Annotated in this window: 22 protein-coding genes; 6 read left to right on the plus strand and 16 right to left on the minus strand. The window is 66.9% G+C overall.

The window, feature by feature from the left end:
* Positions 1-17: 17 nt before the first annotated feature.
* The gene (locus ACYVH8_RS12400; protein ID WP_460489117.1) at positions 18-2,984 is read left to right on the plus strand and encodes a sensor domain-containing protein; all 2,967 of its coding nucleotides are present in this window, start codon (positions 18-20) and stop codon (positions 2,982-2,984) included.
* A 99-nt stretch (positions 2,985-3,083) separates the two neighbouring features.
* Here ACYVH8_RS12400 and ACYVH8_RS12405 read toward each other — a convergent pair whose 3' ends face one another.
* Entirely contained in the window at positions 3,084-3,995 is a 912-nt protein-coding gene (locus tag ACYVH8_RS12405) for an inositol monophosphatase family protein (RefSeq protein WP_460489118.1), read from the minus strand.
* A gap of 124 nt (positions 3,996-4,119) precedes the next feature.
* Here ACYVH8_RS12405 and ACYVH8_RS12410 point away from each other — a divergent pair, with 124 nt between their 5' ends.
* A complete protein-coding gene (locus ACYVH8_RS12410; protein WP_460489119.1) occupies positions 4,120-4,932 on the plus strand; it encodes an RNA methyltransferase in 813 nt (270 codons plus the stop codon).
* Positions 4,933-4,941: 9 nt separating this feature from the next.
* Positions 4,942-5,715, plus strand: coding sequence for a serine O-acetyltransferase (cysE, locus tag ACYVH8_RS12415; RefSeq protein WP_460489120.1), 774 nt, complete (start codon positions 4,942-4,944; stop codon positions 5,713-5,715).
* 16 nt (positions 5,716-5,731) lie between these two features.
* Here the strand turns inward: cysE and ACYVH8_RS12420 are convergent, their stop codons facing one another.
* The 7 genes from ACYVH8_RS12420 to ACYVH8_RS12450 form a co-directional block, all read right to left on the minus strand.
* Positions 5,732-7,129, minus strand: coding sequence for a 4Fe-4S binding protein (locus ACYVH8_RS12420; protein WP_460489121.1), 1,398 nt, complete (start codon positions 7,127-7,129; stop codon positions 5,732-5,734).
* Positions 7,122-7,271 carry a hypothetical protein gene (locus tag ACYVH8_RS12425; RefSeq protein WP_460489122.1) on the minus strand — a complete coding sequence of 50 codons (150 nt, stop codon included), beginning with the start codon at positions 7,269-7,271 and terminating at the stop codon, positions 7,122-7,124. The genes ACYVH8_RS12420 and ACYVH8_RS12425 overlap by 8 nt, the downstream gene beginning before the upstream one ends.
* 9 nt (positions 7,272-7,280) lie before the next feature.
* Positions 7,281-7,622: a cupredoxin domain-containing protein gene (locus ACYVH8_RS12430; RefSeq protein WP_460489123.1), complete on the minus strand. Its 342-nt coding sequence runs from the start codon at positions 7,620-7,622 to the stop codon at positions 7,281-7,283.
* 8 nt (positions 7,623-7,630) lie between these two features.
* On the minus strand, positions 7,631-9,169 hold the full coding sequence (locus ACYVH8_RS12435) for a carbohydrate porin (protein WP_460489124.1): 1,539 nt from the start codon (positions 9,167-9,169) through the stop codon (positions 7,631-7,633).
* 2 nt (positions 9,170-9,171) lie between these two features.
* Positions 9,172-9,720, minus strand: a complete 549-nt coding sequence (locus tag ACYVH8_RS12440) for an iron transporter (protein WP_460489125.1) — start codon at positions 9,718-9,720, stop codon at positions 9,172-9,174.
* A gap of 97 nt (positions 9,721-9,817) precedes the next feature.
* On the minus strand, positions 9,818-10,696 hold the full coding sequence (locus ACYVH8_RS12445; RefSeq protein WP_460489126.1) for an EamA family transporter: 879 nt from the start codon (positions 10,694-10,696) through the stop codon (positions 9,818-9,820).
* Between the two features lie 55 nt (positions 10,697-10,751).
* Positions 10,752-11,750: a sodium-dependent bicarbonate transport family permease gene (locus tag ACYVH8_RS12450; protein ID WP_460489127.1), complete on the minus strand. Its 999-nt coding sequence runs from the start codon at positions 11,748-11,750 to the stop codon at positions 10,752-10,754.
* Positions 11,751-11,836: 86 nt separating this feature from the next.
* Between ACYVH8_RS12450 and ACYVH8_RS12455 the strand changes: the two genes are divergently transcribed.
* Positions 11,837-12,751: a LysR family transcriptional regulator gene (locus ACYVH8_RS12455; protein ID WP_460489128.1), complete on the plus strand. Its 915-nt coding sequence runs from the start codon at positions 11,837-11,839 to the stop codon at positions 12,749-12,751.
* Positions 12,752-12,769: 18 nt separating this feature from the next.
* Here the strand turns inward: ACYVH8_RS12455 and mog are convergent, their stop codons facing one another.
* Positions 12,770-13,366 carry a molybdopterin adenylyltransferase gene (gene mog, locus ACYVH8_RS12460; RefSeq protein ID WP_460489129.1) on the minus strand — a complete coding sequence of 199 codons (597 nt, stop codon included), beginning with the start codon at positions 13,364-13,366 and terminating at the stop codon, positions 12,770-12,772.
* 69 nt (positions 13,367-13,435) lie between these two features.
* Positions 13,436-14,089 (minus strand): ribosome biogenesis factor YjgA, encoded by a 654-nt coding sequence (yjgA, locus tag ACYVH8_RS12465; RefSeq protein ID WP_460489130.1) that lies wholly within the window; start codon positions 14,087-14,089, stop codon positions 13,436-13,438.
* Positions 14,090-14,151: 62 nt separating this feature from the next.
* Between yjgA and pmbA the strand changes: the two genes are divergently transcribed.
* Together pmbA and ACYVH8_RS12475 are read left to right on the plus strand one after the other, a co-directional pair.
* Complete coding sequence (pmbA, locus tag ACYVH8_RS12470) at positions 14,152-15,531, plus strand: metalloprotease PmbA (protein WP_460489131.1); 1,380 nt, start codon at positions 14,152-14,154, stop codon at positions 15,529-15,531.
* A 107-nt stretch (positions 15,532-15,638) separates the two neighbouring features.
* On the plus strand, positions 15,639-17,048 hold the full coding sequence (locus ACYVH8_RS12475; RefSeq protein ID WP_460489132.1) for a diguanylate cyclase domain-containing protein: 1,410 nt from the start codon (positions 15,639-15,641) through the stop codon (positions 17,046-17,048).
* A 23-nt stretch (positions 17,049-17,071) separates the two neighbouring features.
* Here ACYVH8_RS12475 and ACYVH8_RS12480 read toward each other — a convergent pair whose 3' ends face one another.
* The 6 genes from ACYVH8_RS12480 to ACYVH8_RS12505 form a co-directional block, all read right to left on the minus strand.
* Positions 17,072-18,028 (minus strand): Bug family tripartite tricarboxylate transporter substrate binding protein, encoded by a 957-nt coding sequence (locus tag ACYVH8_RS12480; protein WP_460489133.1) that lies wholly within the window; start codon positions 18,026-18,028, stop codon positions 17,072-17,074.
* 47 nt (positions 18,029-18,075) lie between these two features.
* Positions 18,076-19,644, minus strand: coding sequence for a galactarate dehydratase (gene garD / locus ACYVH8_RS12485; RefSeq protein ID WP_460489134.1), 1,569 nt, complete (start codon positions 19,642-19,644; stop codon positions 18,076-18,078).
* A 5-nt stretch (positions 19,645-19,649) separates the two neighbouring features.
* Positions 19,650-20,687, minus strand: a complete 1,038-nt coding sequence (locus ACYVH8_RS12490) for a lactonase family protein (RefSeq protein WP_460489135.1) — start codon at positions 20,685-20,687, stop codon at positions 19,650-19,652.
* Complete coding sequence (locus tag ACYVH8_RS12495) at positions 20,684-21,973, minus strand: TRAP transporter large permease (RefSeq protein ID WP_460489136.1); 1,290 nt, start codon at positions 21,971-21,973, stop codon at positions 20,684-20,686. The genes ACYVH8_RS12490 and ACYVH8_RS12495 overlap by 4 nt, the downstream gene beginning before the upstream one ends.
* Positions 21,964-22,452 carry a TRAP transporter small permease gene (locus tag ACYVH8_RS12500; protein WP_460489137.1) on the minus strand — a complete coding sequence of 163 codons (489 nt, stop codon included), beginning with the start codon at positions 22,450-22,452 and terminating at the stop codon, positions 21,964-21,966. Before ACYVH8_RS12500 ends, ACYVH8_RS12495 begins: the two co-directional genes overlap by 10 nt.
* 109 nt (positions 22,453-22,561) lie before the next feature.
* On the minus strand, positions 22,562-23,533 hold the full coding sequence (locus ACYVH8_RS12505; RefSeq protein ID WP_460489138.1) for a TRAP transporter substrate-binding protein: 972 nt from the start codon (positions 23,531-23,533) through the stop codon (positions 22,562-22,564).
* Positions 23,534-23,587: the final 54 nt, after the last annotated feature.

Genomic DNA, 23,587 nt, shown 5'->3' on the forward strand with positions numbered 1-23,587 from the left:
CCGTCAACACATGTTCGATGGATTCTGAAGACGATAAGGCGGAGATCACCCGACTGCGCGCGCAGCTGCGTGAGGCTGAACTGCGTCTGCAGCAGCGTGAGCGTGACTGGACCCTGCTGGAAAGCCAGCGTCGTCATTCCGAGCAGATGTTCATCGCGGCTTTCGACGAAAGCCCCGAGGCCATCGGCCTGTCCCGCCTGAGCGATGGCTTGATCGTCGATGTGAACCAGGAGTGGCTGGTCGTCACCGGTTACACGCGCGAGGAAGTGATCGGCCACACGGTGGTGGAGATCGGGCACTGGCCGGACATGGCCAGCCGCGAGGCCGCGATGGCCGAGCTGCGCATCAGCGGCCGCCTGCGCGACCGGGAGGTCATCGTCAGCCTCAAGGACAAGCGCAAGCGCCTGGTGCGTCTGAACGGCACGCTGATCGAGGTAGGTGGCGAGAAGCACATCCTGATGTACATCAAGGACATCACCGCCCAGCGCATGGCCGAGGAGTCGGTGCGCTCTGGCGAGCTGGCGCTGGCCAATGACAAGCTCAGCCAGCAGCTGGCGCTGCATGAATTGACCGAGCAGCTGGCTGGCGTCGGCTACTGGATTGCCTCGGCCGATGGCCAGAGGATCGTCTGGTCCAAGGGGCTGAGGATGATCCGGGGGCTGGACCCGGACAACGCCTCGCCCATGACGAGCCGGCAGGCCCGCAGCTCCATCCATCCTGACGACCTGGCCCGCTTCATCGACGAACGCAGCAAGATGCGGGGGGGGCCTTTCGAGTACCGCGCGTTTCGCGCCGACGGCGCCGAGGTCTGGCTGCGCTCCAGCCTGCACCGCCAGTTCAACAGCCGGGGTGAACCGATCGATTTCGGCGTGGTCCAGGACATCACCGCCGAGCGTCAGGTCAACCGCGACCTGCAGGAGAAGCTGGAGTTCATCGAAAAGCTCACCAGCCGCGTGCCCGATGTGCTGTTCCAGTACCAGTACCACAAGGACGGACGGATCACCTTTCCCTTCATCAACGAAAGCGTGCGCACCCAGTTCGGCCTGGATCCGGAGATGGTTCGACGGGACGGTCGCAAGCTGCTGGCGGCCATCTACCCCGAGGACATCCCGGCCCTGTTCGATTCCATGCGCGAGGCCCACAGCGACGGTGCGACCTGGCAGCACGAGTTCCGCATCCGCGCCGCCGATGGCGGCACCCACTGGATGCGGGGCAACGCCATCACCGTGCGCGAATCCGATGGCGAACTGTCCTCCTACGGCGTCATGCGCGAGTTCACCCAGCGCAAGATCGCCGAGACCCAGCTGGAGGAGAGCGAGGCCCGCTTTCGCAGCCTGACCGATCTCTCGTCCGACTGGTATTGGGAGATCGACGAGGATTTCCGATTCACCAGTTTCGTCGGCTACCGTGACGGCAAGTCCATCATGACCCAGGAAGACAGCCTGGGCAAGACGCGCTGGGAACTCGGCGCGCTGAACCTGGGCCCGGAGGACTGGGACGCACACCGCCGTGTGCTGGAATCGCACCAGTCCTTCCGTGACCTGGAACTGCAGCGCCTCGACGCCGAAGGCCAGCCCTACTGGGTGGCTGTCAGCGGCGCCCCCATCATCGACGACCAGGGGCGGTTCCGCGGCTACCGCGGCATCGGGCGCGACATCAGCAAACGCAAACGCGCCGAGGACGAGACCCAGCGTCTGGCTTTCTACGACACCCTGACCGGCCTGCCCAATCGCCGTCTGCTGATGGACCGGCTTTCGCACGCGCAGGTCACCAGCGCGCGCAACCGCCACTACGGCGGCCTGTTCTTCATCGACCTGGACAATTTCAAGGACCTCAACGACACGCTGGGCCACGACGTTGGCGACCTGCTGCTCGAACAGGTGGCCTTGCGCCTGGTCTCCTGTCTGCGCGAGGGCGACACGGCCGCGCGTTTCGGTGGCGACGAGTTTGTGGTGATGCTGGAAGACCTCAGCGAGAACGACGCCGATGCTGCGCGCCAGGCCGAGCTGGTGGCCGAGAAGATCCTCGCCCGCCTCAACGCCCCCTATGAGCTGGTGGGACGCCAGCACAACAGCTCACCCAGCATCGGCATCACGCTGTTCTGCGGCGCGGTGCTGGGTGTGGACGAGTTGCTCAAGCGTGCCGACGTAGCGATGTACCAGGCCAAGGCGGCCGGGCGCAACACGCTGCGTTTCTTCGATCCGCAGATGCAGGCTGCCGTGCTCGCGCGCGCCGCGCTCGACACCGACCTGCGCATGGGCCTGCAGCGCGAGGAACTGCTGTTGCATTACCAGCCGGTGGTGGATGGGCGCAACCGCATCGTCGGTTACGAGGCGCTGCTGCGCTGGCGCCATCCGGGGCGCGGCATGGTGTCGCCCGGTGAATTCATCGGCCTGGCCGAGCAGACCGGCCTGATTCTGTCGATCGGCCAGTGGGTGCTGCGCACGGCCTGCCGCCAGCTGGTGGCCTGGTCCGCGCAGCCGGTCACCAGCAAGCTGAGCCTGGCGGTCAACGTCAGCGCGCGCCAGTTCCGCCAGAGCGACTTCGTGAGGCAGGTGCTGTCCGTGCTGGATGAGACCGGGGTCGATCCGCAGTGCCTGAAACTGGAGCTGACCGAGAGCGTGCTGATCAGCGACGTGGAAGACGCCATCCGCAAGATGGGCGCCTTGCGTGAGCGTGGTGTGCGTTTTGCGCTGGACGACTTCGGCACGGGCTACTCATCGCTGAGTTATCTCAAGCGCCTGCCGCTGGACCAGCTCAAGATCGACCAGAGTTTTGTGCGCGACGTGCTGACCGATCCCAACGACGCGGCCATCGTGCGCACCATCCTGGCCCTGGCGCAGAGCATGGACCTGCAGGCCGTGGCCGAGGGCGTGGAGACCGAGGGCCAGCGGCAGTTCCTGCTGGACAGCGGCTGCATGGTGTTCCAGGGTTACCTCTTCGGTTGCCCCGGGCCCTTGGGCCACACCGTCATCCCCGCTTAGGGTTCCCCTCTGAATCCGTTCGCCCTGAGCTTGTCGAAGGGCTCGCCGGGGCTTCGACAGGCTCAGCCCGAACGGATATCGTCGAGCTCGATCAGGTTTTTATTCGAAAGCGCCCTGGTCACGCTCGTCACTGTTGCCGTTGCCCGGCGATAAGCTGAGCTTGTCGGCGTTCTGGCGCGCCTCGGCCTTCTCGCCGGCGCCGGCGAACTTGCTGTACTTGTGCAGCAGAGGCACCAGCTGGCCGTAGATGCGCGGGGCGCCGGCCAGACATTCCTTCTGTTCCAGGAAGTCGGACTCGCCGGTGAAGTTGCCCACCAGGCCACCGGCCTCGGTCACCAGCAGGGAGCCGGCCGCCACGTCCCAGGGGCTCAGGCCCGTCTCGAAGAAGCCGTCGGTGAAACCGGCGGCCACATAGGCCAGGTCCAGCGCGGCGGCGCCCGGGCGGCGCAGGCCGGCGGTGCGCTGCATGACGTCGCTCATCATGGCCAGGTAGGCCGGGAAGTTGTCGCCCTGGCGGAAGGGGAAACCGGTGGAGATCAGGCACTGCGAGAGCTGGGTGCGCTTGCTCACGCGGATGCGGCGCTCGTTCATGTAGGCGCCGCGGCCTTTGGTGGCGGTGAAGAGGTCGTTGCGCGAGGGGTCGTAGATGACGGCCTGCTCGACCTTGCCCTTGACGGCCAGCGCGATGCTCACGCAATAGACCGGGAAGCCGTGGATGAAGTTGGTGGTGCCGTCCAGCGGGTCGATGATCCAGACGTGGTCGGAATCCTGGGCGCCGCGTGTGCGGCCGGTTTCCTCGCCCCAGATGGCGTGGCCCGGATAGGCGGTCAGCAGGGTCTCGATGATGGTCTCTTCGCTGGCGTGGTCCACCTCGGTCACGAAGTCGTTCACCTGCTTCTGCGAGACGCGCACGGCCTCGACGTCGAGCGCAGCGCGGTTGATGATGGCGCCGGCGGCGCGGGCGGCCTTGATGGCCACGTTGAGCATGGGGTGCAGATTGGGGGACGACATAAATTGTGAGGCGTTGAGGGGCTGCGCAGTGCGCAGGCCCCGGCTGGCTGGAAGAGCAAAAACGCCGTCCGGCGATGCGGGCGGCGACAATAAGCCCAGATTTTACCCGTCTCATCCGTTTTTCATGCAAACCAGCCCCCAAAGCCCCGCCTTTCGCACCCGTTTCGTGCTGATCCAGACCAGTCACGCCGGCAATGTGGGCGCGGCCGCGCGCGCCATCAAGGTCATGGGTTTCGACGAACTGGTGCTGGTGGCCCCGCGCTGGGCCAATGTGCTGCGACGCGAGGAAACCATCCAGCGCGCCAGCGGGGCGCTGGATGTGCTGGACAACGCCCGCATCGTCGAGACCCTGGACGAGGCGCTGGAGGGCATGACCCATCTGTGCGCCACCGCCATGACCCCGCGCGATTTCGGTCCGCCCACACGCGCGCCGCGCGAGCACTTCGCGCAGCTGGCGCAGACGGCCACGCCCGAGGCCGGCAGCCAGGGCGTGGCGTTTCTTTTCGGTTCCGAGCGCTTCGGCATGCGCAACGAGGACGTCTACCGCTGCCATGTGGCCCTGAGCATCCCGACCAATCCGAAGTTCGGCTCGCTCAACCTGGCCTCGGCCCTGCAGGTGATCGCCTACGAATGGCGGCTGGCCTTGGGTGGGTTCGCACATTCCGTCCGCCCTGAGCCGGTCGTTGGGCAGCCGGCTTCGACAGGCTCAGCCCGAACGGAGAAAGTGCGCGCCGACGCGGCGCAGGTGGCCGGTTTGCTGGCGCACCTGGAGCAGGCCCTGGTGGCGGTGGGCTTTCTCGACCCCGAGGCGCCCAAGAAGCTCATGCCGCGGCTCAACAGCCTCTTCAACCGCGCGGACCTGAGCCAGGAGGAAATCCATATCCTCAGAGGTGTTGCCAAGGCCATGCTGGAGACGGCGGACAAGGCTAAGCGCTAGACTAAGCCTATGTTTTCCCGCCTCCGCTCCGACATCCAGTGCATCCTCGACCGCGACCCGGCCGCCCGCAGCGCCTGGGAGGTGCTGACCTGCTACCCCGGCCTGCACGCCATCGTGATGCACCGCTGGGGCCACTGGTGCTGGACCCACGGCCTCAAGTGGCTGGGGCGCTTCATTTCACACTTCGGCCGCTGGTTCACGGGCATCGAGATCCACCCGGGCGCGAAGATCGGTCAGCGTGTTTTCATCGACCACGGCATGGGTGTGGTGATCGGCGAGACCGCCGAGGTGGGCGACGGCTGCACCATCTACCACGGCGTCACATTGGGCGGCACCTCGCTCTACAAGGGCACCAAGCGCCACCCCACACTGGGCCGCGACGTGGTGGTGAGCGCGGGCGCCAAGGTGCTCGGTGGTTTCGAGGTGGGCGACGGCGCCAAGATCGGCAGCAATGCGGTGGTCATCAAGCCGGTGCCGGCCGGCGCCACGGCCGTGGGCATCCCGGCGCGCATCATCCCGTCCAGGGCCGGCGAAAGCGCCGACGTGACCGCGCCGGAGAGGAAGTTCACGGCCTACGGCATCACGCAGGAGGACGATCCGCTGAGCCAGGCCATGAAGGGCCTGATCGACAACGCGGGTTCGCAGGAGCACCAGATTGCCCTGCTGTGGCAGGCCATCGAGAAGCTGTCCTCGGGCAAAGCGATCTCCGATTGCGTACCCGGCGACGCCGCGCGCGAAGAACTGTTCGAGGCTGCCAAGCTCAACCAGCTGGTCGGCAAGTAGACGGCCAGCCGCCCGGTCAGAAGAAGTTGAGCGCCCAGATCGTGTCGATCAGGGCAACCGGCAGCAGGAAAAGCGCGTAAGCGATCACCTTGCGTGCCGTCGCGCTGCGCAGCAGCAAGCGTGCCCCCAGCCAGGCGGCAAAGCTGCTGCCCAGAACCAGCAGCACGACCCGCACCGGCGCCACCCATTCCAGCGAGACACGCTCGGCCTTGAGGTGCCCGAGCGTCAGCATGGACAGGCCGAGGAAGATGCTCATGCCCGCCAGCGGCACGAGAGCCAGCGACAGGCGCTGCCACGAGAGGTCCGCATCGGCGGCCACGCGGGCGGCCAGCCGGATGCCGGCCAGCACCGCCAGTCCCACCGCCAGGCCGCCGCCCAGGATGTAGGCCAGGATGCAGAAGCCGTCGAGCCAGGTGAACATGTCGTTGGCGGCGGGGTAATGCGTCAGCAGCCACCAGGGGGCATCGTCATTCAGGGGCCACAAGACGTCGTGTTCCACCAGCCAGTTCGCCAACAGGGACTTCACCTGCACCAGCGCGCGGCTGGACGACCACAAAAAGGCCGCCGTTGCGATGCCCAGCACGCCGAGCAGCAGCGTCAGCGCCTCTTCGGTCGAGACATCCTTGTTGCGTGTGGCCCGGATTTCCTGCGCCGGCGGGCGTACGGCCAGCTGCACCGCGCCGCGATAGCCGCTGCAGCGGCCGCAGGCATGGCAGGCCGAGGCGCTCTTCATGTGGCGGATGTCGATCAGGGGCGCGCAGTTCACCATGGGCCGGCGTTCGGTGCTGGCTTTCCAGGCCTGCTCGTCGACGCGGAAATGCACGGGGGCAATCTTGGCCAGCAGGGAGAACACGCCATTGGCCGGGCACAGGTAGCGGCACCAGACACGCGAGCCCCGGCCGTAGACCAGGCCCACGGCCACCGCCGCGACGCTGGAGCCACCCAGCACCAGCAGGGCGGCTTGCGGGTATTCGTAGACGCTGACCAGCTGGCCGTAGACCGTGGTGCAGACGAAAGCGACGAAGGGCCAGCCGCTCCAGCGGATCCAGCGCGGGATGGCGCGGCCCAGGCCATGGCGGCTGGCGATTTCGGTGAGCGTGCCTTCCGGGCAGAGGACGCCGCACCAGACACGTCCCAGCAGCATCATGCTCAGCATGACGAAGGGCCACCAGATGCCCCAGAACAGGAACTGCGCGAACAGGCGCAGGTTGTTGTAGATGTGGGCCTCCTCGGGCGGCAGCGGCATGAAGGCCGGCACGACCAGTAGCACCACGTAGGCCACGACCACGATCCATTGCAGCGCCATGATGGCCCGCCGATGGACCTGCATGGCGACCCCCATCCGTGCCAGCCAGCCCGGATCTTTGCTGCCGGTGGCGGCAACGGTGTGCGGAACAATCGGAATTTCACGCATGGCGGTTCAGGCGGCGCTGCACCAGCACGACGCCGGCCCAGTAAGCCGCATAGACGGCCACCAGGAGGGCGATTGCAAGCAGGAGCAGCAGGAAGCCACCGAGGCGGAAATCGCGCCAGACGACGAACAGGGAATTACCCATGGGCTGCTCTCACTTCGCGATGAACCGGCCCTGGGCCGTGTCCGGGTGGAAGTCTCCGAAGAACTTGTAGGTGCCGGGCTTGAGCGGCTGGAAGATCAAGAAGCTGGAGGCGCCCGGGGCCAGCACTTTTTCCTTGCGCAGTTCCACGCTCTCGAACTCTTCCGCGCCCGGGCCCTCGTTCCTGATCAGCAGGCGGAAGCGGGTGTGGGCCGGCACCTCGAGGGTTTCGGGGTGGAAGCGACCGTCCTTGATGAGAAGCTGGAAGCTCGGCATGTCCTGGGCTTGCACGGGCGCCAGGACGCAGGCCAGCAGCAGGGCGGCGAGGTGCGCACGGAAGGGGGGGCGGATCATGGCGGGCCTCAAAAGGTGAGCTGGGCGCGCACGCCGATGACGGTGATGGCGCCGGCCTCGGGGGAGGCGCCCGGGCGTACGATGTACTGCAGGTCGGGCGAGATCTCGAACTGCTTGTTGATGCGGTAGCGATAGTACAGCTCGGCCACCTGTTCGCCCTTGCCGGCGGCGTAGCCGTAGTCCGGAATGCCGTCGCCGTTGGCGTCGGCCGTGGCCGAGTTGAGCGTGAAGTGATCGCTGGTGTTCATCCAGGCCAGGGCCATGCCGAGGGAGTCGCCTCCGCGATCCCAGGCGAAGCCGGCGACCTCCGCACCCAGCGTGAGGGCACGGTCGAAGCGCGCGCCGCCGCTGTGGATGTGCTGGCCCCAGCGGCCGAACAGCGTCCAGGCATCACCCGTGCGCTGGTCCACCGACAGGCCCCAGCCGTTGCGCAGGCGGGTCACGCCGTCATATCCCGGGGCCTGGCCGTTCTGCCAGTAGTAGATGCGGTAGTTGCCGGGGTTGCCGTCCCAGCGCAGTTGCGTCTCGGCCTGCGCCAGGATCAGCGGCGAGGTGAAGAACTGTTGGTAGTTGGCGCCCTTGCCGGCCCCGAAGACGCCCAGCGACAGGCGCCAGGCTTCGCTCCTGGTGCGCTGGTTCAGGTAGGAGAGGCGAAAGCCCGGCGTGAAGCCGTTGGCGTCCACACCGATGTCGCTGCCGGCGTCGAGCAGGGCGTTGTGCACGAAGACCGTGTTGAGGAACTGGCGCGTCTCGTCGTTGGCCGCGGCGTTCTGGTCGAAGAAGACGAAGGGGTCCATCTTGCCGAAATTGACTTCCAGTTGCTCGCGCGAGTGCGGCTTGAAGCCGCCGAAGGGCAGCGGGATGGTGGCCTGGTACCAGGCCTGGCCCAGCACGGCCACGGAGTCGTCGGGCTGCGCTGATTGCACGCGAAACGCGGTGGCGTTGGGTTTGGAGTAGCTGGTCAGCGCGTTCAGGCCCGAACCCTGGCCCATGCGGAAGTGGGTGAAGATACGGCTCTCGGTGTCGCCGACCTTGGGCAGGGGCAGGGTGACGAAGGCATCGGCGCGGTAGTTGAGCTGGCTGTTCTCCGTGCCCGCGGGCGAGCCGGCCGCCACGCCGTGCGGGCTTTGCGCTACCGTGGTCAGGCTCACGCCGGCGGTCACGCCTTCGAGCGACTCGACCACGCGCGCGGCCTTGAGTGTGTTGAGCGACTGGTATTCCACCGCCTTCAGGCGCGAGGTGAGTTCGGGCTCGTTCTCGCTGATGTTCTCCGAGTCCATGCCCTGTTCGATCTTCCGCTGGGTTTCTTCCAGCTTGCGCACGCGCTGCTCCAGCGGTGCGCCGGTGCCCGCTGCGGCCGGCGGCGCGCGCAGCTGTTTTTCCAGTTCGCCGTTGCGCTGCTCCAGCTGCTCGAGCCGGCGGTTGAGCCGGTCCAGCTTGTCCAGCAGTTCCTGCTCCGGTGGGGCGGCCCGGACCGGCATGCCCAGCAGCGCGGCGCTGCACAGCACCAGCACCGCCCGGGGGGCGTGGAGGGTGGTGCGGCGCATGATCAGTAGCCGCCCTTCTTGCCGATGCCGGCGTAGACGAAGTCGTACTCCACCTCGAAGGGCTTGAACCAGGGGCGCACGCCGGTCAGGCGGTCGGTGTGGCGGCCAAAGTGCGCATGCCTGTTCTCCGACGGCGGCAGGATGGTGAGCTTCACGTGGTATTTGCCGGGGCCGAAGAGCTTGACGTTGTCGCCGTAGTGCGGGCCGTCGTTGGCGACCATGGGCATCATTTCGCCGCTGATCTTCTGCTGGCTGTCGGTTCTGGTGACCTCGTACCTGACGACCAGATAGGGCACCCAGGCGCCTTCCTCGAAGCCGTTGGGGTTGTTGGCCAAGGCCTTGATGTCGGCTTCGAGATGGATGTCGGATTCCTCGGCCTTGCGCATCATGCCGTCGGGTTCCATGCTGACAGGCTGCAGGTAGACCGCCGCGATCTCCATGCCCACACGCTGGTGTGGCGTACCGATGGGGTATTCCACCGCCCGGGCGTGTAGGGCGAAGATGGCAGCAAGAACAAATAACAGTCGCTGGACGTGCTTGGAACTGGGCATGGTGCTCATCGTTAGATGGTTGTTAATGTTAATGACAATGATTATTATTACATAAAATGAAAATGCTGAATCCGATCCGGATCAGAAGTTGGTGTGATCAGTCCGGGCGTGGGCGCTGGCCCAGCGTCACATTGATGGCAAGGCCGGCCATCACCAGGGCGGCGGCCCCGAGCTTCCAGGCCTGCAAAGGTTCACCCAGCAGCAGGGCCGAGGAGCCCATGCCGAACACGGGAATCAGCAGGGCCATGGGCGTGATGGTGGCCGCCGGGTGCCGCGCCAGCAGCCAGCCCCAGACGCCGAAACCGAAGAGGGTGTTGCCCACCGCCTGCCAGACGATGGCGGCCCAGGCGGCCAGGCTGGCGTGCGGCAGCGCCTCGGTGATGGCGGCCGGCCCCTCGAACCACAGGCTCAGGCCCAGCAGAGGCGGCACGGCAAACACGCTGCTCCAGACCATGAAGCCGAGCATATCAACACGGCCGATGCTGCGCGACACCACATTGGCGCAGGCCCAGCACAGGGCTCCGCTGAGCGCCAGGACCAGCCCCAGTGGCGTGACGTCGGCATGCGCCTGGGCAAAGCTCTGCCAGGCGATCAGCGCGAAACCCAGGGTGGCCAGGGCCAGGCCGCCGAACCGCATACGCGGCATGCGCTCGTGCTGCAGCCAGGCGACCAGCAGCAGCGTCATGAAGACCTGCGACTGCATCAGCAGCGAGGCCAGGCCTGGCGACACATCGTTGCGCATGGCCATGAAGAGCAGGCCGAACATGAAGCCGATGAAGACCCCATAGCTCACCAGATAGCGCCAGGCCACGGCCGGGCGTTTGATGAACAACAGCCAGGGCAGGGCGCTGAGCAGGAAGCGCATGGTGGCCAGCAGCAGCGGCGGCAGCTCGGTCAGCCCGAACTTGATGACCACGAAATTGGTGCCCCAGACCGCGACCACGGCCAGGGCGAGCAGGAGGTGTGTGTGAGGCAAGGGCAGGGGGGCTGACGTGGTCACGGGCGGCGGGCCCGTGCGCCGGCCCACCGCTTCAGTTCAACACCGATTGTGCCACCCAGGCGTAGAGTGGAATGCCCGCCAGGATGTTGAGCGGGAAGGTCACGCCCAGGGACATGCCGAAGTACAGCGCGGGCTGGGCCTCGGGGATGGCATGGCGCAGCACGGCGGGCACGGCGATATAGGACGCGCTGGCCGCCAGCACCATGAGCAGGATGGTGTCGCCCAGGGGCACGGCCAGCGCCGTGGCCAGCGCCAGGGCCAGGCCCGCATGCACCAGCGGCGCCAGCAGGGCGTAGGCGATCAACCAGGGCGAGTGCTGGCGCAGCGGGCCGAGGTTGCGCGCGGTCAGCAGGCCCATGTCGAGCAGGAAGAAGGCCAGCATGCCCTTGAACAGGTCACCCGAGAAAGGCTGCATGGCCGCCTTGCCGCTCTCGCCCGTGAGCATGCCGATCAGCATGGCGCCGAGCAGCAGCAGCTGGGCGCCGTCGGTCAGGGACTCGCGCAGGAGGGGGCCGATGCCCACCGGCTGCGGTGGCGTCAGGGCGGCGGCGCCATGGGGCAAGGGGAGCACGCCGACGCCCGCATGGCGCCGCTGGGCATTGGCCAGCAGCACCGCCAGCACGATGGCGGGTGACTCCATCAGCGCCATGGCCGCGGCCATGTAACCGCCGTAGCCGATCTGCTGGTTGTCGAGGAACTGGGTGGCGGTGACAAAGGTCACCGCGCTGACCGAGCCGTAGGTGGCGGCCAGCGCGGCGGCATCGAAGGGCGAGGCCAGGCGCCGCAGCAGGCGGTGGCCCAGCAGGGGCACGAGCACGGCCAGCAGCACGGCGCAGGCCAGGCTGGTGACCACCTCGGCCGTCAGGCCCGACTGCGAGAGTGCAAAACCGCCCTTGAGGCCCAGGGCCATGAGCAGGTAGAGCGAGAGGAAGCGCGTGATCGGCGCGGGGATCTCCAGATTGGACTTCACCGTGCCGGCGAGCATGCCGAACACGAAGAACAGGATGGCGGGGTCAAGCAGGTTGTGCATCGAAGGTCTCCAGACCGCGCAATGATGGGGGTGCCGGTGCACAAAGTAAAATCGATATTCAAGCACTTATCCATAGAGTTTTATCTATGAACGTAACCTTTCGCCAGCTACGCCTCTTCCTGGCGCTGGCCGAAACCGGCAGCGTCAGCGGCGCGGCGCGCGCGATGCACGTGACGCAGCCCACCGCCTCCATGCAGCTGCGCGAGATCAGCGAGGCCGTGGGCCTGCCGCTCTACGAGGTGGTGGCGCGCCGCGTGCACCTGACCCAGGCCGGACTGGAGCTGGCGCGTACGGCGCGGCGCATGGCCACCGAGTGGGAGGCTTTCGGCCAGACCATCGACGGCCTCAAGGGGCTGACGCGCGGCCGGCTCAAGGTGGCGGTGGTGAGCACGGCCAAGTACTTCATCCCGCGCCTGCTCGGCCACTTCTGCAGCCACCACCCCGACGTCGAGATCTCGCTGGAGGTGCTCAACCGCGACGGCGTGGTCAGCCGCCTGCGCGAGAACCTGGACGATCTCTACATCATGTCGCGGCCGCCGGCCGAGCTGGAGCTCGAAGATCAGGTCTTCCTGCCCAATCCGCTGGTGCTGATCGCTGCGACCTCGCATCCGCTGGCGCGCCGGCGCAGACTGCAGCTGCAGGACCTGCGCGGCATGCGCTTCATCCTGCGTGAGCAGGGCTCGGGCACACGGCTGGCCGCCGACGCGCATTTCCGCAAGCAGCGTTACACGCCTGAACTGCGCCTGGAGCTCGGCAGCAACGAGGCGGTGCGCGAGGCCGTGGCCGGCGGGCTGGGGCTGGCCGTGATTTCGGTGCACGCGCTGGCCGCCAAGCCCGTCACGCAGGGAGTGGCCGTGCTCGATGTACAGGGCTTTCCGATCGCCTCGCAGTGGCACATCGTCTATCCCAAGGGCAAGCGGCTGTCGCCGATTGCCGAGGTGTTCCGCCAGCAACTCGTTGCGCAGGCCGGGCAACTGACGTCGCAGGCGCTGACGCGCTGAGGGCGCGCGACGCGGTTCTTATTTCGGCGCGCGTAGGGCCGACCTGGGACGGAAGGCCTTGCAGACCTCGTCGTTCGTTTCCATATAGGGTCCGCCGATCAGGTCCACGCAGTAGGGCACGGCGGCAAAGATGCCGGCCACGATGGATTGGCCTTCCGCGTCCTTCAGACCTTCCAGCGTCTCCTGGATGGACTTGGGCTGGCCCGGCAGGTTGATGATCAGGCTTTTATCCCGGATCACGGCCACCTGACGCGAGAGGATGGCGGTGGGCACGAACTTCAGGCTGATCTGGCGCATCTGTTCGCCAAAACCCGGCATCTCCTTGTGCGCCACGGCCAGCGTGGCCTCGGGTGTGACGTCGCGCAGGGCCGGCCCGGTGCCGCCGGTGGTCAACACCAGGGAGCAGCCGGCGCTCACCAGCTCGATCAGCGTGGCGCTGATGCGCGCCTGCTCATCGGGGATCAGGCGGGGTTCGAAGCTGATGGGGTTCTTGAGCGCGCGTGTCAGCCAGTCCTGCAGGGCGGGCAGGCCCTTGTCTTCATAAACGCCGGTCGAGGCACGGTCGCTGATGGAGACGATGCCGATCTTGATCTTGTCGTGAGCGGGGTCACTCATGGTGGGGTTCCTGAATCTTGTTCCCTCTCCCTTTGGGAGAGGGCTAGGGTGAGGGCTCTTGGCGTGCCATCAGCCCTCACCCCCGCCCTCTCCCAGGGGGAGAGGGGGTAGAGAAGCCAGCAGTTCACGCACCAGCTGGAAGACCTCGCGGTAGGCGCGGCCCTGGCGCGGCGCCAGGCCTTGCGACACGGCGGTCCTGTCCGCAGGCACAGCGTCCTTGCGGGCCTGGCGCACCAGGGCGCGCAGCTGCTGGGTATCGGTTTGCGGGAAGTCCTTGATCCACAGCGCCACGGCCTCGTCGTCGGCGATCAGGCGGTCGCGCCACTGTTCGGCCGTGTGCAGCAGGGCGGTCTCGCGGGCCGAGGGCATGTGCTGCTCGACCAGGGTGGCGCGCGCGGTGTCCAGCACGGCGGGGTCGAGCTGGCGCATGAGCTTGCCGACGAACTGCATCTGGCGGCGCTTGCCCTCGAAGTTGGTGATGCGCCTGGCCTCGGCCATGGCCTCCAGCAGCTTGTCGGGCAGCTCCAGCTTGGCCAGCAGGTCGGCGCGCAGGTTCAGCAGGGCTTCGCCGAGCTTTTGCAGCTCGGTGCTTTCGCGCTTGAGGTCGGTGCGGCTGATGTCCGTGTCGCCCCTGAGCTCGCGTTTGAGCTCCAGGTCGAGTTCGCTGCCTTCGGCGACGAACTGGCCCTTGACGTAATAGCCTTTTTTGGGTTTGCGGGACATGTGTGGGGTGAATTCAGAGTGCCGCAAGGGATGCGTACACGGGCAAGTATCATAGCTTCGCCATGAACAAACCCGATCCTCGCGCCGAAAGCGGCTTCAGCTACAGCCGCGCCCACTTTGAAGAACTGGTCGATGCCGCCCTGGCGCACGCCAAAAAGGTCGGCGCCACCGATGCCGGGGCCGAGGCTTCCGAGGGCTGCGGCCTCAGTGTCTCGGTGCGCAAGGGGGAACTCGAAAACGTGGAGCGCAACCGCGACAAGTCCCTGGGGGTCACGGTCTACCTGGGCCAGCGCCGTGGCAATGCCAGCACCTCTGACTTCTCGCGCGCCGCCATCGAGCAGACCGTGCAGGCGGCCTATGACATCGCCCGTTTCACGGCCGAGGATCCGGTGGCCGGCCTGCCCGACGCCGGGGACATCGCCTCGCACGCCGATACGCAGCGCGAGCTGGACCTGTTCCACCCCTGGGGCATCGACAGCGCCCAGGCCGCCGAGCTGGCACGTGCCACCGAAGCCGCAGCCTTTGCCACCGACAAACGCATCACCAACAGCGAGGGCGCGGCGGTGTCGGCCCAGCAGTCGCATTTCTTCAGCGCCCACACCCGCGGTTTCCATGGCGGTTACGCCAGTTCGCGCCATTCCGTCTCGGTCTCGCCCATCGCCGGCAAGGGCGAGGGCATGCAGCGCGACTACTGGTACAGCTCGCACCGCCATCCCGAAGACCTGGCCCTGCCCGAGGCCATCGGCCGTTACGCCGCCGAGCGCGCGCTGAGCCGCCTGAAAGCGCGCAAGATCAGCACACGCGAAGTGCCGGTGCTGTTCGAGTCGCCGCTGGCCGCCGGCCTGCTGGGTGCGCTGGTGCAGGCCCTGAGCGGCGGGGCGCTCTACCGCAAGAGCTCCTTCCTGCTCGACTCGCTGGGCCAGCAGGTGCTGCCCGCACACATCGACCTCCTGGAAGATCCCTTCCTGCTGCGCGGCAAGGGCAGTTCGCCTTTCGACGAGGAGGGCGTGAAGGTCCAGGCGCGTTCGGTCATCGACGCCGGTCGTGTTCAGGGTTATTTCCTGAGCAGCTATTCGGCGCGCAAGCTGGGCATGAAGACCACGGGCAATGCCGGCGGCTCGCACAACCTGATCCTGAGCTCGCGCCTCACCAAACCGGGCGACGACCTGGACGCCATGCTGAAAAAGCTGGGTACGGGCCTCTTTGTCACCGAACTCATGGGCCAGGGCGTGAACTACGTGACCGGCGACTACTCGCGCGGCGCCAGCGGCTTCTGGGTGGAAAAGGGCCGTATCGCCCATCCGGTGGAGGAAATCACCATCGCCGGGAACATGAAGGACATGCTTCTGGGCATCACGGCCGTGGGCGCCGATGCCTACAACTACGGCGCCAAGACCGTGGGCTCCATCCTGGTCAACCGCATGAAGGTGGCGGGCAGCTGAGCCCCTGGCCTGGGGGCGTTGTAAGGGCGCTGCGTTTCAGGGTGACTGCCGGGTGACAGTGCGGGTGGCGCAGGCTAATATGCAGCGCAGCACCGCAAAGGGAGCCCATGAACTCAGGTCCACCCGGGGAATTTCCCGTCTGGCGCGCACCCATCGAGGAATACCCCGAGTTGCTCGTGGGGCGTTCCGCACGGTTCTGGGGGGGCGTGCGGGGCCTGCGCCTGCTGGTCCTGGGCGGCTGGCTGGCGGTCACCCTGCTCAGTTTCATGGGCCCGGGCGTGTTGACCCCCTACCTCCTGGCCTATCCAGTCCTGCTGGTCTTTTCCATGTGGGCGCTGGGTGTGGGTTACTGCATCACCCTGTTTGTGCTCAGCTGCCTGGCCGTCGTAACGCTGGTCACGGGGCAGGCCATGGGCCTGGTCGCTCACGCCGAGCCGGTACCCGTCACATCCGCGGCCGTGACCTTGCTGCTTGTCATGGCGATGACCGTGGTGATGACGCTGGTCCTGCAACGTGCTTTTCTCGAGCGTTATGCGGAGAGGCGACAGCTCCACAACCAGAATCAGCTGGATCTTCAGGCCGCGCGGGCCCGGGAAACCGATCTGCGACTCCTGGCCGATCACCTGCCGGGCCTGATCTTCGAGTGTGATGCGCAGGGTCGCTGCGTTTTCGTCAACCAGCGCCTGGCCCTGTTCTTCGGCAAGTCTGCGCAGACTTTGCTGGGTACACCCATGGTCGAGTTGCTGGGCGAAGGCTCGGTGCGCGACTTCACAAGCTACCAGTCTGCCGTGCTGCGCGGTGATGTGGTCGAGTTCGGCATGCGCAGGATGGCACCGGACGGTATCTGGTGCACCGTGGAAGTCACGCTGGTGCCCCGCCAGGCCGCCGACTCCGGTCGTGTGGTCGGCTGGTACGGCATGATCTACGACGTCACCCGCCGCGAAAACGTGACCCTGGAGCTGCGCGACAAAGCCACCCACGACGCACTCACGGGCCTGCCCAACCGCCTGCTTTTCCACGAGCGGCTCAACCACGCGATTCACCACGCCTTCCGGCGCAAGAAGTCGGTGGCGGTGATGTTCATCGACCTGGACAACTTCAAGCGCATCAACGACGTGATGGGGCACGCCGTAGGGGATCTGTTCCTGCGTGAGGTCGCGCGCCGGATCACGGGGGCCATCCGCAGCATCGACACGGTGGCCCGGCTCGGCGGTGACGAATTTGTGGTGCTGGCCGAGGAGGTCGACTCATCGGAGACGGTCGCCCTGATCGCCGACAAGGTGCTGTACGCCCTGTTGCAGCCGGTGACCATAGGCCAGGAGACGGTGTCTGCCGGCGGCAGCATAGGCATCGCCCTGGGGCCGCAGGATGGCGATACCGGTGAACAGCTGCTGCAGGCCGCGGACGCGGCGCTCTACGAGGCCAAGGCGGCCGGCCGCAAGTGCTACCGGCTCTTCAATGCCGGCCTGGCGGTGGCCCCGGAAACCGGCGGCTTCAGCCGATCCGCGGCGCTCTGACCCCGCGCCGACGCAGCGCCATCTCAGTCGAGGCGGATGCCGGCCTCGTTGACCACGGTCAGCCAGCGGGCCCGTTCCTTGTTGAAGAACTTGTCCTGCTCCTCGGGGTTCATGGTCACGACTTCCGCGCCCTGGCCGGTGAGTCGGCTGCGCACGTCGGGGCTGCGGATGACCTTGACCAGCGCGGCATTGAGTTTGTCCACGATGGACCTGGGCGTGGACGAGTTCACCAGCACGCCCTGCCAGGTGCCGGACTCGAAACCCTTGAGCCCCTGTTCGGCCAGGGTCGGGATGTCGCCCACCAGGGGCATGCGCGTGGCCTTGGAGATGCCCAGCACCTTGAGCTTGCCGCTCTGCACGTGCGGCAGGGTGGCCAGCATGCCGTTCATGGTGACCTGGGTCTGGCCGGCCATGGTGTCGGTCACGGCCTGCACGCCGCCCTTGTAGGGGATGTACTCCCAGCTGGCATTGCTAGCGCGCTGCACGGCCACGCCCGCCAGATGCGGCGCGCTGCCCATGGCGGTCACCGCGAAATTGAGGGTCGTCTTCCTGGACAGGGCCACCAGCTCCTGCAGATTGGCGGCCGGCACCGAGGGGTGCACCACCAGCATGTGGGGCGAGTAGGCCAGCATGGTCACGCCGCGCAGGTCCTTGGAGGGGTCGAAGGCCAGCTTGGTGTAGATGGAGGGGCTGATGGCCAGGGCGCCGGTGTCGCACAGCAGCAGGGTCAGGCCGTCGGGTTGGGACTTGGCCACCGCGTCCGCGCCCAGGTTGCCGTTGGTGCCGGCGCGGTTCTCCACGATCACGGCTTGTTTCAGCTCCTCCGACAGGGGCTGGCTGATGGCGCGCGCAATGATGTCGGAAGAACCGCCGGGCGGGTAGGGCACGATGATCCTGATCGGGCCGCTCTGGGCGGCCGCGCCCAGGCTCAGGGCGGCGAACAGCGCGACTGACCGGGTCTTGCGGAAGGTGGACACCATGGGAGTCTCCTGGTTTGTTTGCGAAAGTTCGATGCCCAGCCGCAGGCTCAGGTAACGGGTGCAGGGTTGAAAAGCACCAGAGCGTTGTGCAGCTTCCACTGTTCGGCCCAGGTCTTCTTGCGGCCGCTGGCCACGTCCAGCATCAGCCGGAATAGTTCCCAACCGACGTCCTCGATGGTCTTGTCGCCGTCGGCGATGGTGCCGGCGTTCACGTCCATCAGGTCGTGCCAGCGACGCGCCAGCTCGGTGCGGGTGGCGACCTTGATCACCGGGCACTCGGCCAGGCCGTAGGGCGTGCCGCGGCCGGTGGTGAAGACGTGCAGGTTCATGCCCGCGGCCAGCTGCAGCGTGCCGCAGATGAAGTCGCTGGCCGGGGTGGCGGCGAAGGTCAGGCCCTTCTGGCGCAGTTTCTCGCCGGGCGGCAGCACGCCGGAGATCGGCGAAGTGCCCGACTTGATGATGGAGCCCATGGCCTTTTCCACGATGTTGGAGAGGCCGCCCTTCTTGTTGCCGGGCGTGGTGTTGGCGCTGCGGTCCACGCGGCCGCGCTGCAGGTAGGCGTCGTACCAGGCCATCTGCTGGATCATGGCCTGCGCCACTTCGGGGGTGGTGGCGCGCGAGGTGAGCTGGTCGATGGCGTCGCGCACCTCGGTCACTTCCGAGAACATCACGCTGGCGCCGGCACGCACCAGCAGGTCGGTGCAATAACCCACGGCGGGGTTGGCGGTGACGCCCGAGAAGGCGTCGCTGCCGCCACACTGCACACCTACCACCAGTTCGCTGGCGGGCACGGTGACGCGCTGGCGGGCGTTGAGGCGTTCCAGGTGGGCCTTCGCGGTGCCCATGATGGCATCGATCATGGACATGAAGCCGATGTGGGCCTCGTCCTGCAGGCAGACCACGTCCAGCGCCTGGTTCTCGCCGCGCGGGTCAATCGGGATGCTGCCCGGGGGCAGCAGGCGTTCGGGCTGCAGCTTCTCGCAGCCCAGGCTGACCACCATGACCTCGCCACCGAAGTTGGGGTTCAGGCTGATGTTGCGCAGCGTACGGATGGGCACCTCGGCGCCCTCGGCGTCGATGGCCACGCCGCAGCCATAGCTGTGCTCCAGGCCGATCACGTCGTCGACCTTGGGGTACTTCGGCAGCAGCTCGGTCTTGATGCGTTGCACCGCGAAGTCCAGCACGCCGGCCACGCACTGCACGGTGGTGGTGATGGCCAGGATGTTGCGTGTGCCCACCGAACCGTCGGCGTTGCGGTAGCCCTCGAAGGTGTAGCCTTCCAGCGGTGCCTGGGCCTCGGGCTTGACCGTGGCGATGGGCAGGCCTTCCAGTTCGCGCGCCGTGGGCATCTTCAGCAGGCGTTCGTGCACCCAGCTGCCCGCGGGGATGTCTTTGAGGGCGTAGCCGATCGGGATGCCGTAACGCAGCACGGCGCCATCGGCCGGGATGTCGCGCAGCGCCACCTTGTGACCCTGGGGCACGGGGTCACGCAGGGTCGGCCCTGCGGGCAACACGGTGCCGGGAGGCAGGCCGCCATCGTTGGCCACGATCGCGACGTTGTCGCGGCCGTGCATGGAGATCAGCAGGGGGCGGCGTGGGGTATCAGCAGCAGTCATGGTCTTCAGCGCAGGTCGATCATTTCGATCCAGTTGGGTCCCTTGCCCAGCGGCAGGCGCGCGCCGGGCTTGAGCAGGCCGCTGTCGCGGTCGATGCGGTAGAGCGTGACCGCGTTCGATTGCTGGCCGGCCGCCAGCAGCCACTCGCCCGAGGCGTCGATCTGGAAACCGCGCGGCTGCTGTTCGGTGGCCTGGTGGCCTACCAGTGTCAGCATGCCACTTTCCGCATCGACACGCCAGATGGCCAGGGTGCTCGAGGTGCGCTCGCTGGTGTAGAGGAAACGACCGTCGGGGCGCAGGTGCAGATCGGCCGCCCAGGCCTTGCCGGCAAACCCCGGCGGCAGGATGGGCCAGTGTGCGCGGCGCGTCAGCGTGCCCTGCTCGGGGTTCACATCGAGCAGCTCCACCGTGGCGTCCAGCTCGCCCAGCAGGTAGGCCTGGCGACCGCCGGCGCGCAGCACCAGGTGGCGCGGGCCGCTGCCGGTGCGCGCGGCCATGGCGGCCACGGGGTTGGGTGTGAGCTGGCCGGTGGCCGCATCAAAACGCCACTGCATCACCTGGTCGCTGCCCAGGCTGGTGACGAACAGGTGGCGGTTGGCCGGGTCGGGGATGGCCGCATGGGCGTTCTTGCCGGTGGCCAGCAACTGGCTGGCCGGGCCGGGTTTGCCGTCGGCCGCCAGCGGCGAGACGCTGATGCGGTGGCCGCCGTAGGAGGCCGCGAACAGCCAGCGCCCCGTGTGGTCGGTGGCGATATGGGCCATGCTGTCGGGCAGCGGCGCGCTGCCCAGCGGGGCGAGCTGGCCGCTGGCCGGGTCGATGGCGAAGGCCAGCACGGTGTAGGGCTCCGAGCGCAGCGCAGCGTAGAGCATGCGCTGGTCGGGGCTGAGCGCCAGGGGCATCACGGTGCCGTCCACCGGCACTGTCTGCAGCGGGCTCAGGGCGCCGCTGCGGTGGTCCAGATCGAGCACGCTGATCTCGCGGCTGTCGGCGTTGGAGACATAGGCGATGGAGGTGCCGGGCTGCCCTGCCAGGCCGGCGTTCATTTCAGCATTCCCGGCAGCCACAGCGAGAAGGCCGGCACATAGGTGACCAGCAGCAGGCACACGCCCAGGGCGCCGTAGAAGGGCGCGATGGAGCGCATGACCTGCCCGACCGATATCTCCCCGATCGCGCAGCCCACGAACTGGACGGAACCGACCGGGGGCGTGTTCAGGCCCAGCGCGCAGTTGATCAGCATCACGATGCCGAACTGCAGCGGGTCCATGCCGAACTGCATGGCGATGGGCATGAAGATGGGTGTGCAGATCAGGATGGTGGCCGCCATGTCCAGGAAGGTGCCCAGCAGGAACAGCAGCACGTTGATCATCAGGAAGATGACCCAGGGATCGCTGCTCACGCTTTTCATCAGGTCGCCGGTCTTCTGCGGCACTTCGTACAGCGCCATGAAGTAGCCGAAGGCGGCCGAGATGCCGATCAGCAGCAGCACCACGCCCGTGGTCTTGCAGGCCTTGGCGCAGGCCTTCAGGAAGTTCTTCCAGCTCAGCGAGCGGTAGACCACTGTGGTGATCAGCAGGGCCCAGGCCACGGCGATGGAGGCTGATTCGGTCGCGGTGAAGACCCCCGAGAGGATGCCGCCCAGGATGATGAGGACCACCAGCAGGCCCGGCATCGCCGCGGCGAAGGCCAGCCCCACCTCGCGCCAGCCAGGAAAGGCGCCATGCGTGGGGTAACCACGCTTCACGGCCACCCAGTAGGCGGCGGCCAGGTTGCACAGCGTCAGCAGCACGGCCGGGATCAGGCCGGCCAGGATGAGGCCGACGATGCTGATCGAGGCGATGCCCGAGGTGGCCAGCGTGAAGATGATGAGATTGTGCGAGGTCGGCATGATGGCGCCGACCAGGGCCGCATGGGTGGTGACGTTGACCGCGTAGTCGGCGTCATACCCCTCCTTTTTCATCAGGGGGATCATCACCGAGCCCATGGCCGAGACGTCGGCCAGGGGCGAGCCGGCGACACCGCCGAACAGGGTGCAGCCCACCACATTGCTCATGCCCAGGCCGCCGCGCACATGGCCCACCAGGCTGTTGGCGAAACGCACGATGCGCTCGGCGATGCCGCCGTAGAGCATGAGCTCGCCGGCGAAGACGAAGAAGGGGATGGCCAGGAAGCTGAAGACCTGCATGCCGCCGACCATCTTCTGGAAGACGACGGCCACGGGCAGGCCGGCGGCCAGGATGGTCGCCACGGAGGACAGGCCGATGGCAAAGGCCACGGGCACGCCCAGCAGCAGCAGGACGGTGAAACTCAGGGCGAGGACGGTCAGTTCCATGCGGGCACCACTTCCTTGCCTTGCAGCAGCGCTGCGATGTGCTCGATCGAGAACAGGACGATCAGGGCGCCGGCGATGATCAGCGGCACGTAGTCGATCCCGTCGGGTACGGGGAGCATGGGTTTTTTCTCGTCCCATTTGGCGGAGGCCCACAGCCAGCCGCCCTTGACCATCAGGGCGCCGAACAGGCCCACCAGGGCGTGGATCAGCAGTTCGATGCCGCGCTGCCATTTCGGCGGCAGCAGCTGGACCATCGACTCCAGGCCGATGTGGCCGGCATCGCGTACGCCGACCGCCAGGCCGAAGGCCGTGACAAAGAGGACGAGCAACATGGCCAGGGCCTCGGCCCAGGTCGGTGTGTCGTTGAAGACGTAGCGGCCGATCACCTGCCATTGCACGCAGAGGATCACGGCGAGCAGGCCGACGATGGCCAGGCCCAGGCTCAGGCGCGAGAGCCAGGCGCAAAGACGCGTGTACATAATTTGAACTGAAAGGGGGTTTTTCGAGGGCCGCCGCGGATCCGGCTTTGCCGGTCCGCTGGCGGCGCCCCCTTGAGGGGGAGGCGCCGCAGGCGCTTCAGGGGTGTACTTACTTCGTGTCCTGCACGGCCTTGACCAGGCGCTTCATCTCGGGCGTGGTCATGAACTTGTCGTACACCGGGCCCATCACGGCCTGGAAGGAAGCTTTGTCGACTTCGATGATCTGCGCGCCCTGGGCCTTCACGTTGGCCAGGGACTTGGTTTCCTGCTCGTCCCACTTCTGGCGCTGGACGGCCACCGATTCCTTGGCGGCCGCGCGGAGCATGTCCTGGTCGGCCTTGGACAGCTTGTCCCAGACCAGCTTGGACATCAGCAGCATTTCCGGGGCCATCGAGTGCTCGGTCTTGGAGTAGATCTTGACGGCTTCGGCGTGCTTGGCGGTGTCGAAGGAGGGGATGTTGTTCTCGGCGGCGTCGATCAGGCCGGTCTTCAGGCCCGTGTAGACCTCGCCGTAGGGCATGGGTGTGGCGTTGGCGCCCATGGCGCCGACCAGAGCGACCCAGAGGTCGGACTGCTGCACGCGGATCTTCAGGCCCTTGGCATCGGCCACGGTCTTGATCGGCTTCTTGGCGTAGATCGAACGGGCGCCGCTGTCATAGAAGGCCAGGCCGATGAAACCGGCCGATTCGCAGCTCTTGAGGATTTCCTCCCCGATCGGGCCGTCCAGGGACTTGCGCATGTGGTCCACCGAGCGAAACAGGAAGGGCATGGTGGGGACCTGCGTCAGCGGGCAGATGCCGTTCATGGGGCTGATGTTCACGCGGGTCATGTCCAGCGCGCCGATCTTGAGCTGGTCGATGGTTTCCTTCTCGGTGCCCAGGGCGCCCTTGTTGAAGACCTTGATCTTGTACTTGCCGCCGCTCTTCTTCTCGAGCACCTCGCTCATGTACTTGACGGCCACCACGGTGGGGTAGTCGTCGGCGTTGTGGATGTCGGCCGAGCGGAACTCCACGGCCTGGGCGGCGCTGGCCAGGCCGAGCGCGGCCAGCAGGGTGATGAGGGTACGGGGATAGGCTTTCACGGTTGTCTCCTTGTGCTTAGGGTGGTGCGGAAAAAAAAGGGGGAGGGGTCACTC

The organism is Curvibacter fontanus (assembly GCF_054780335.1).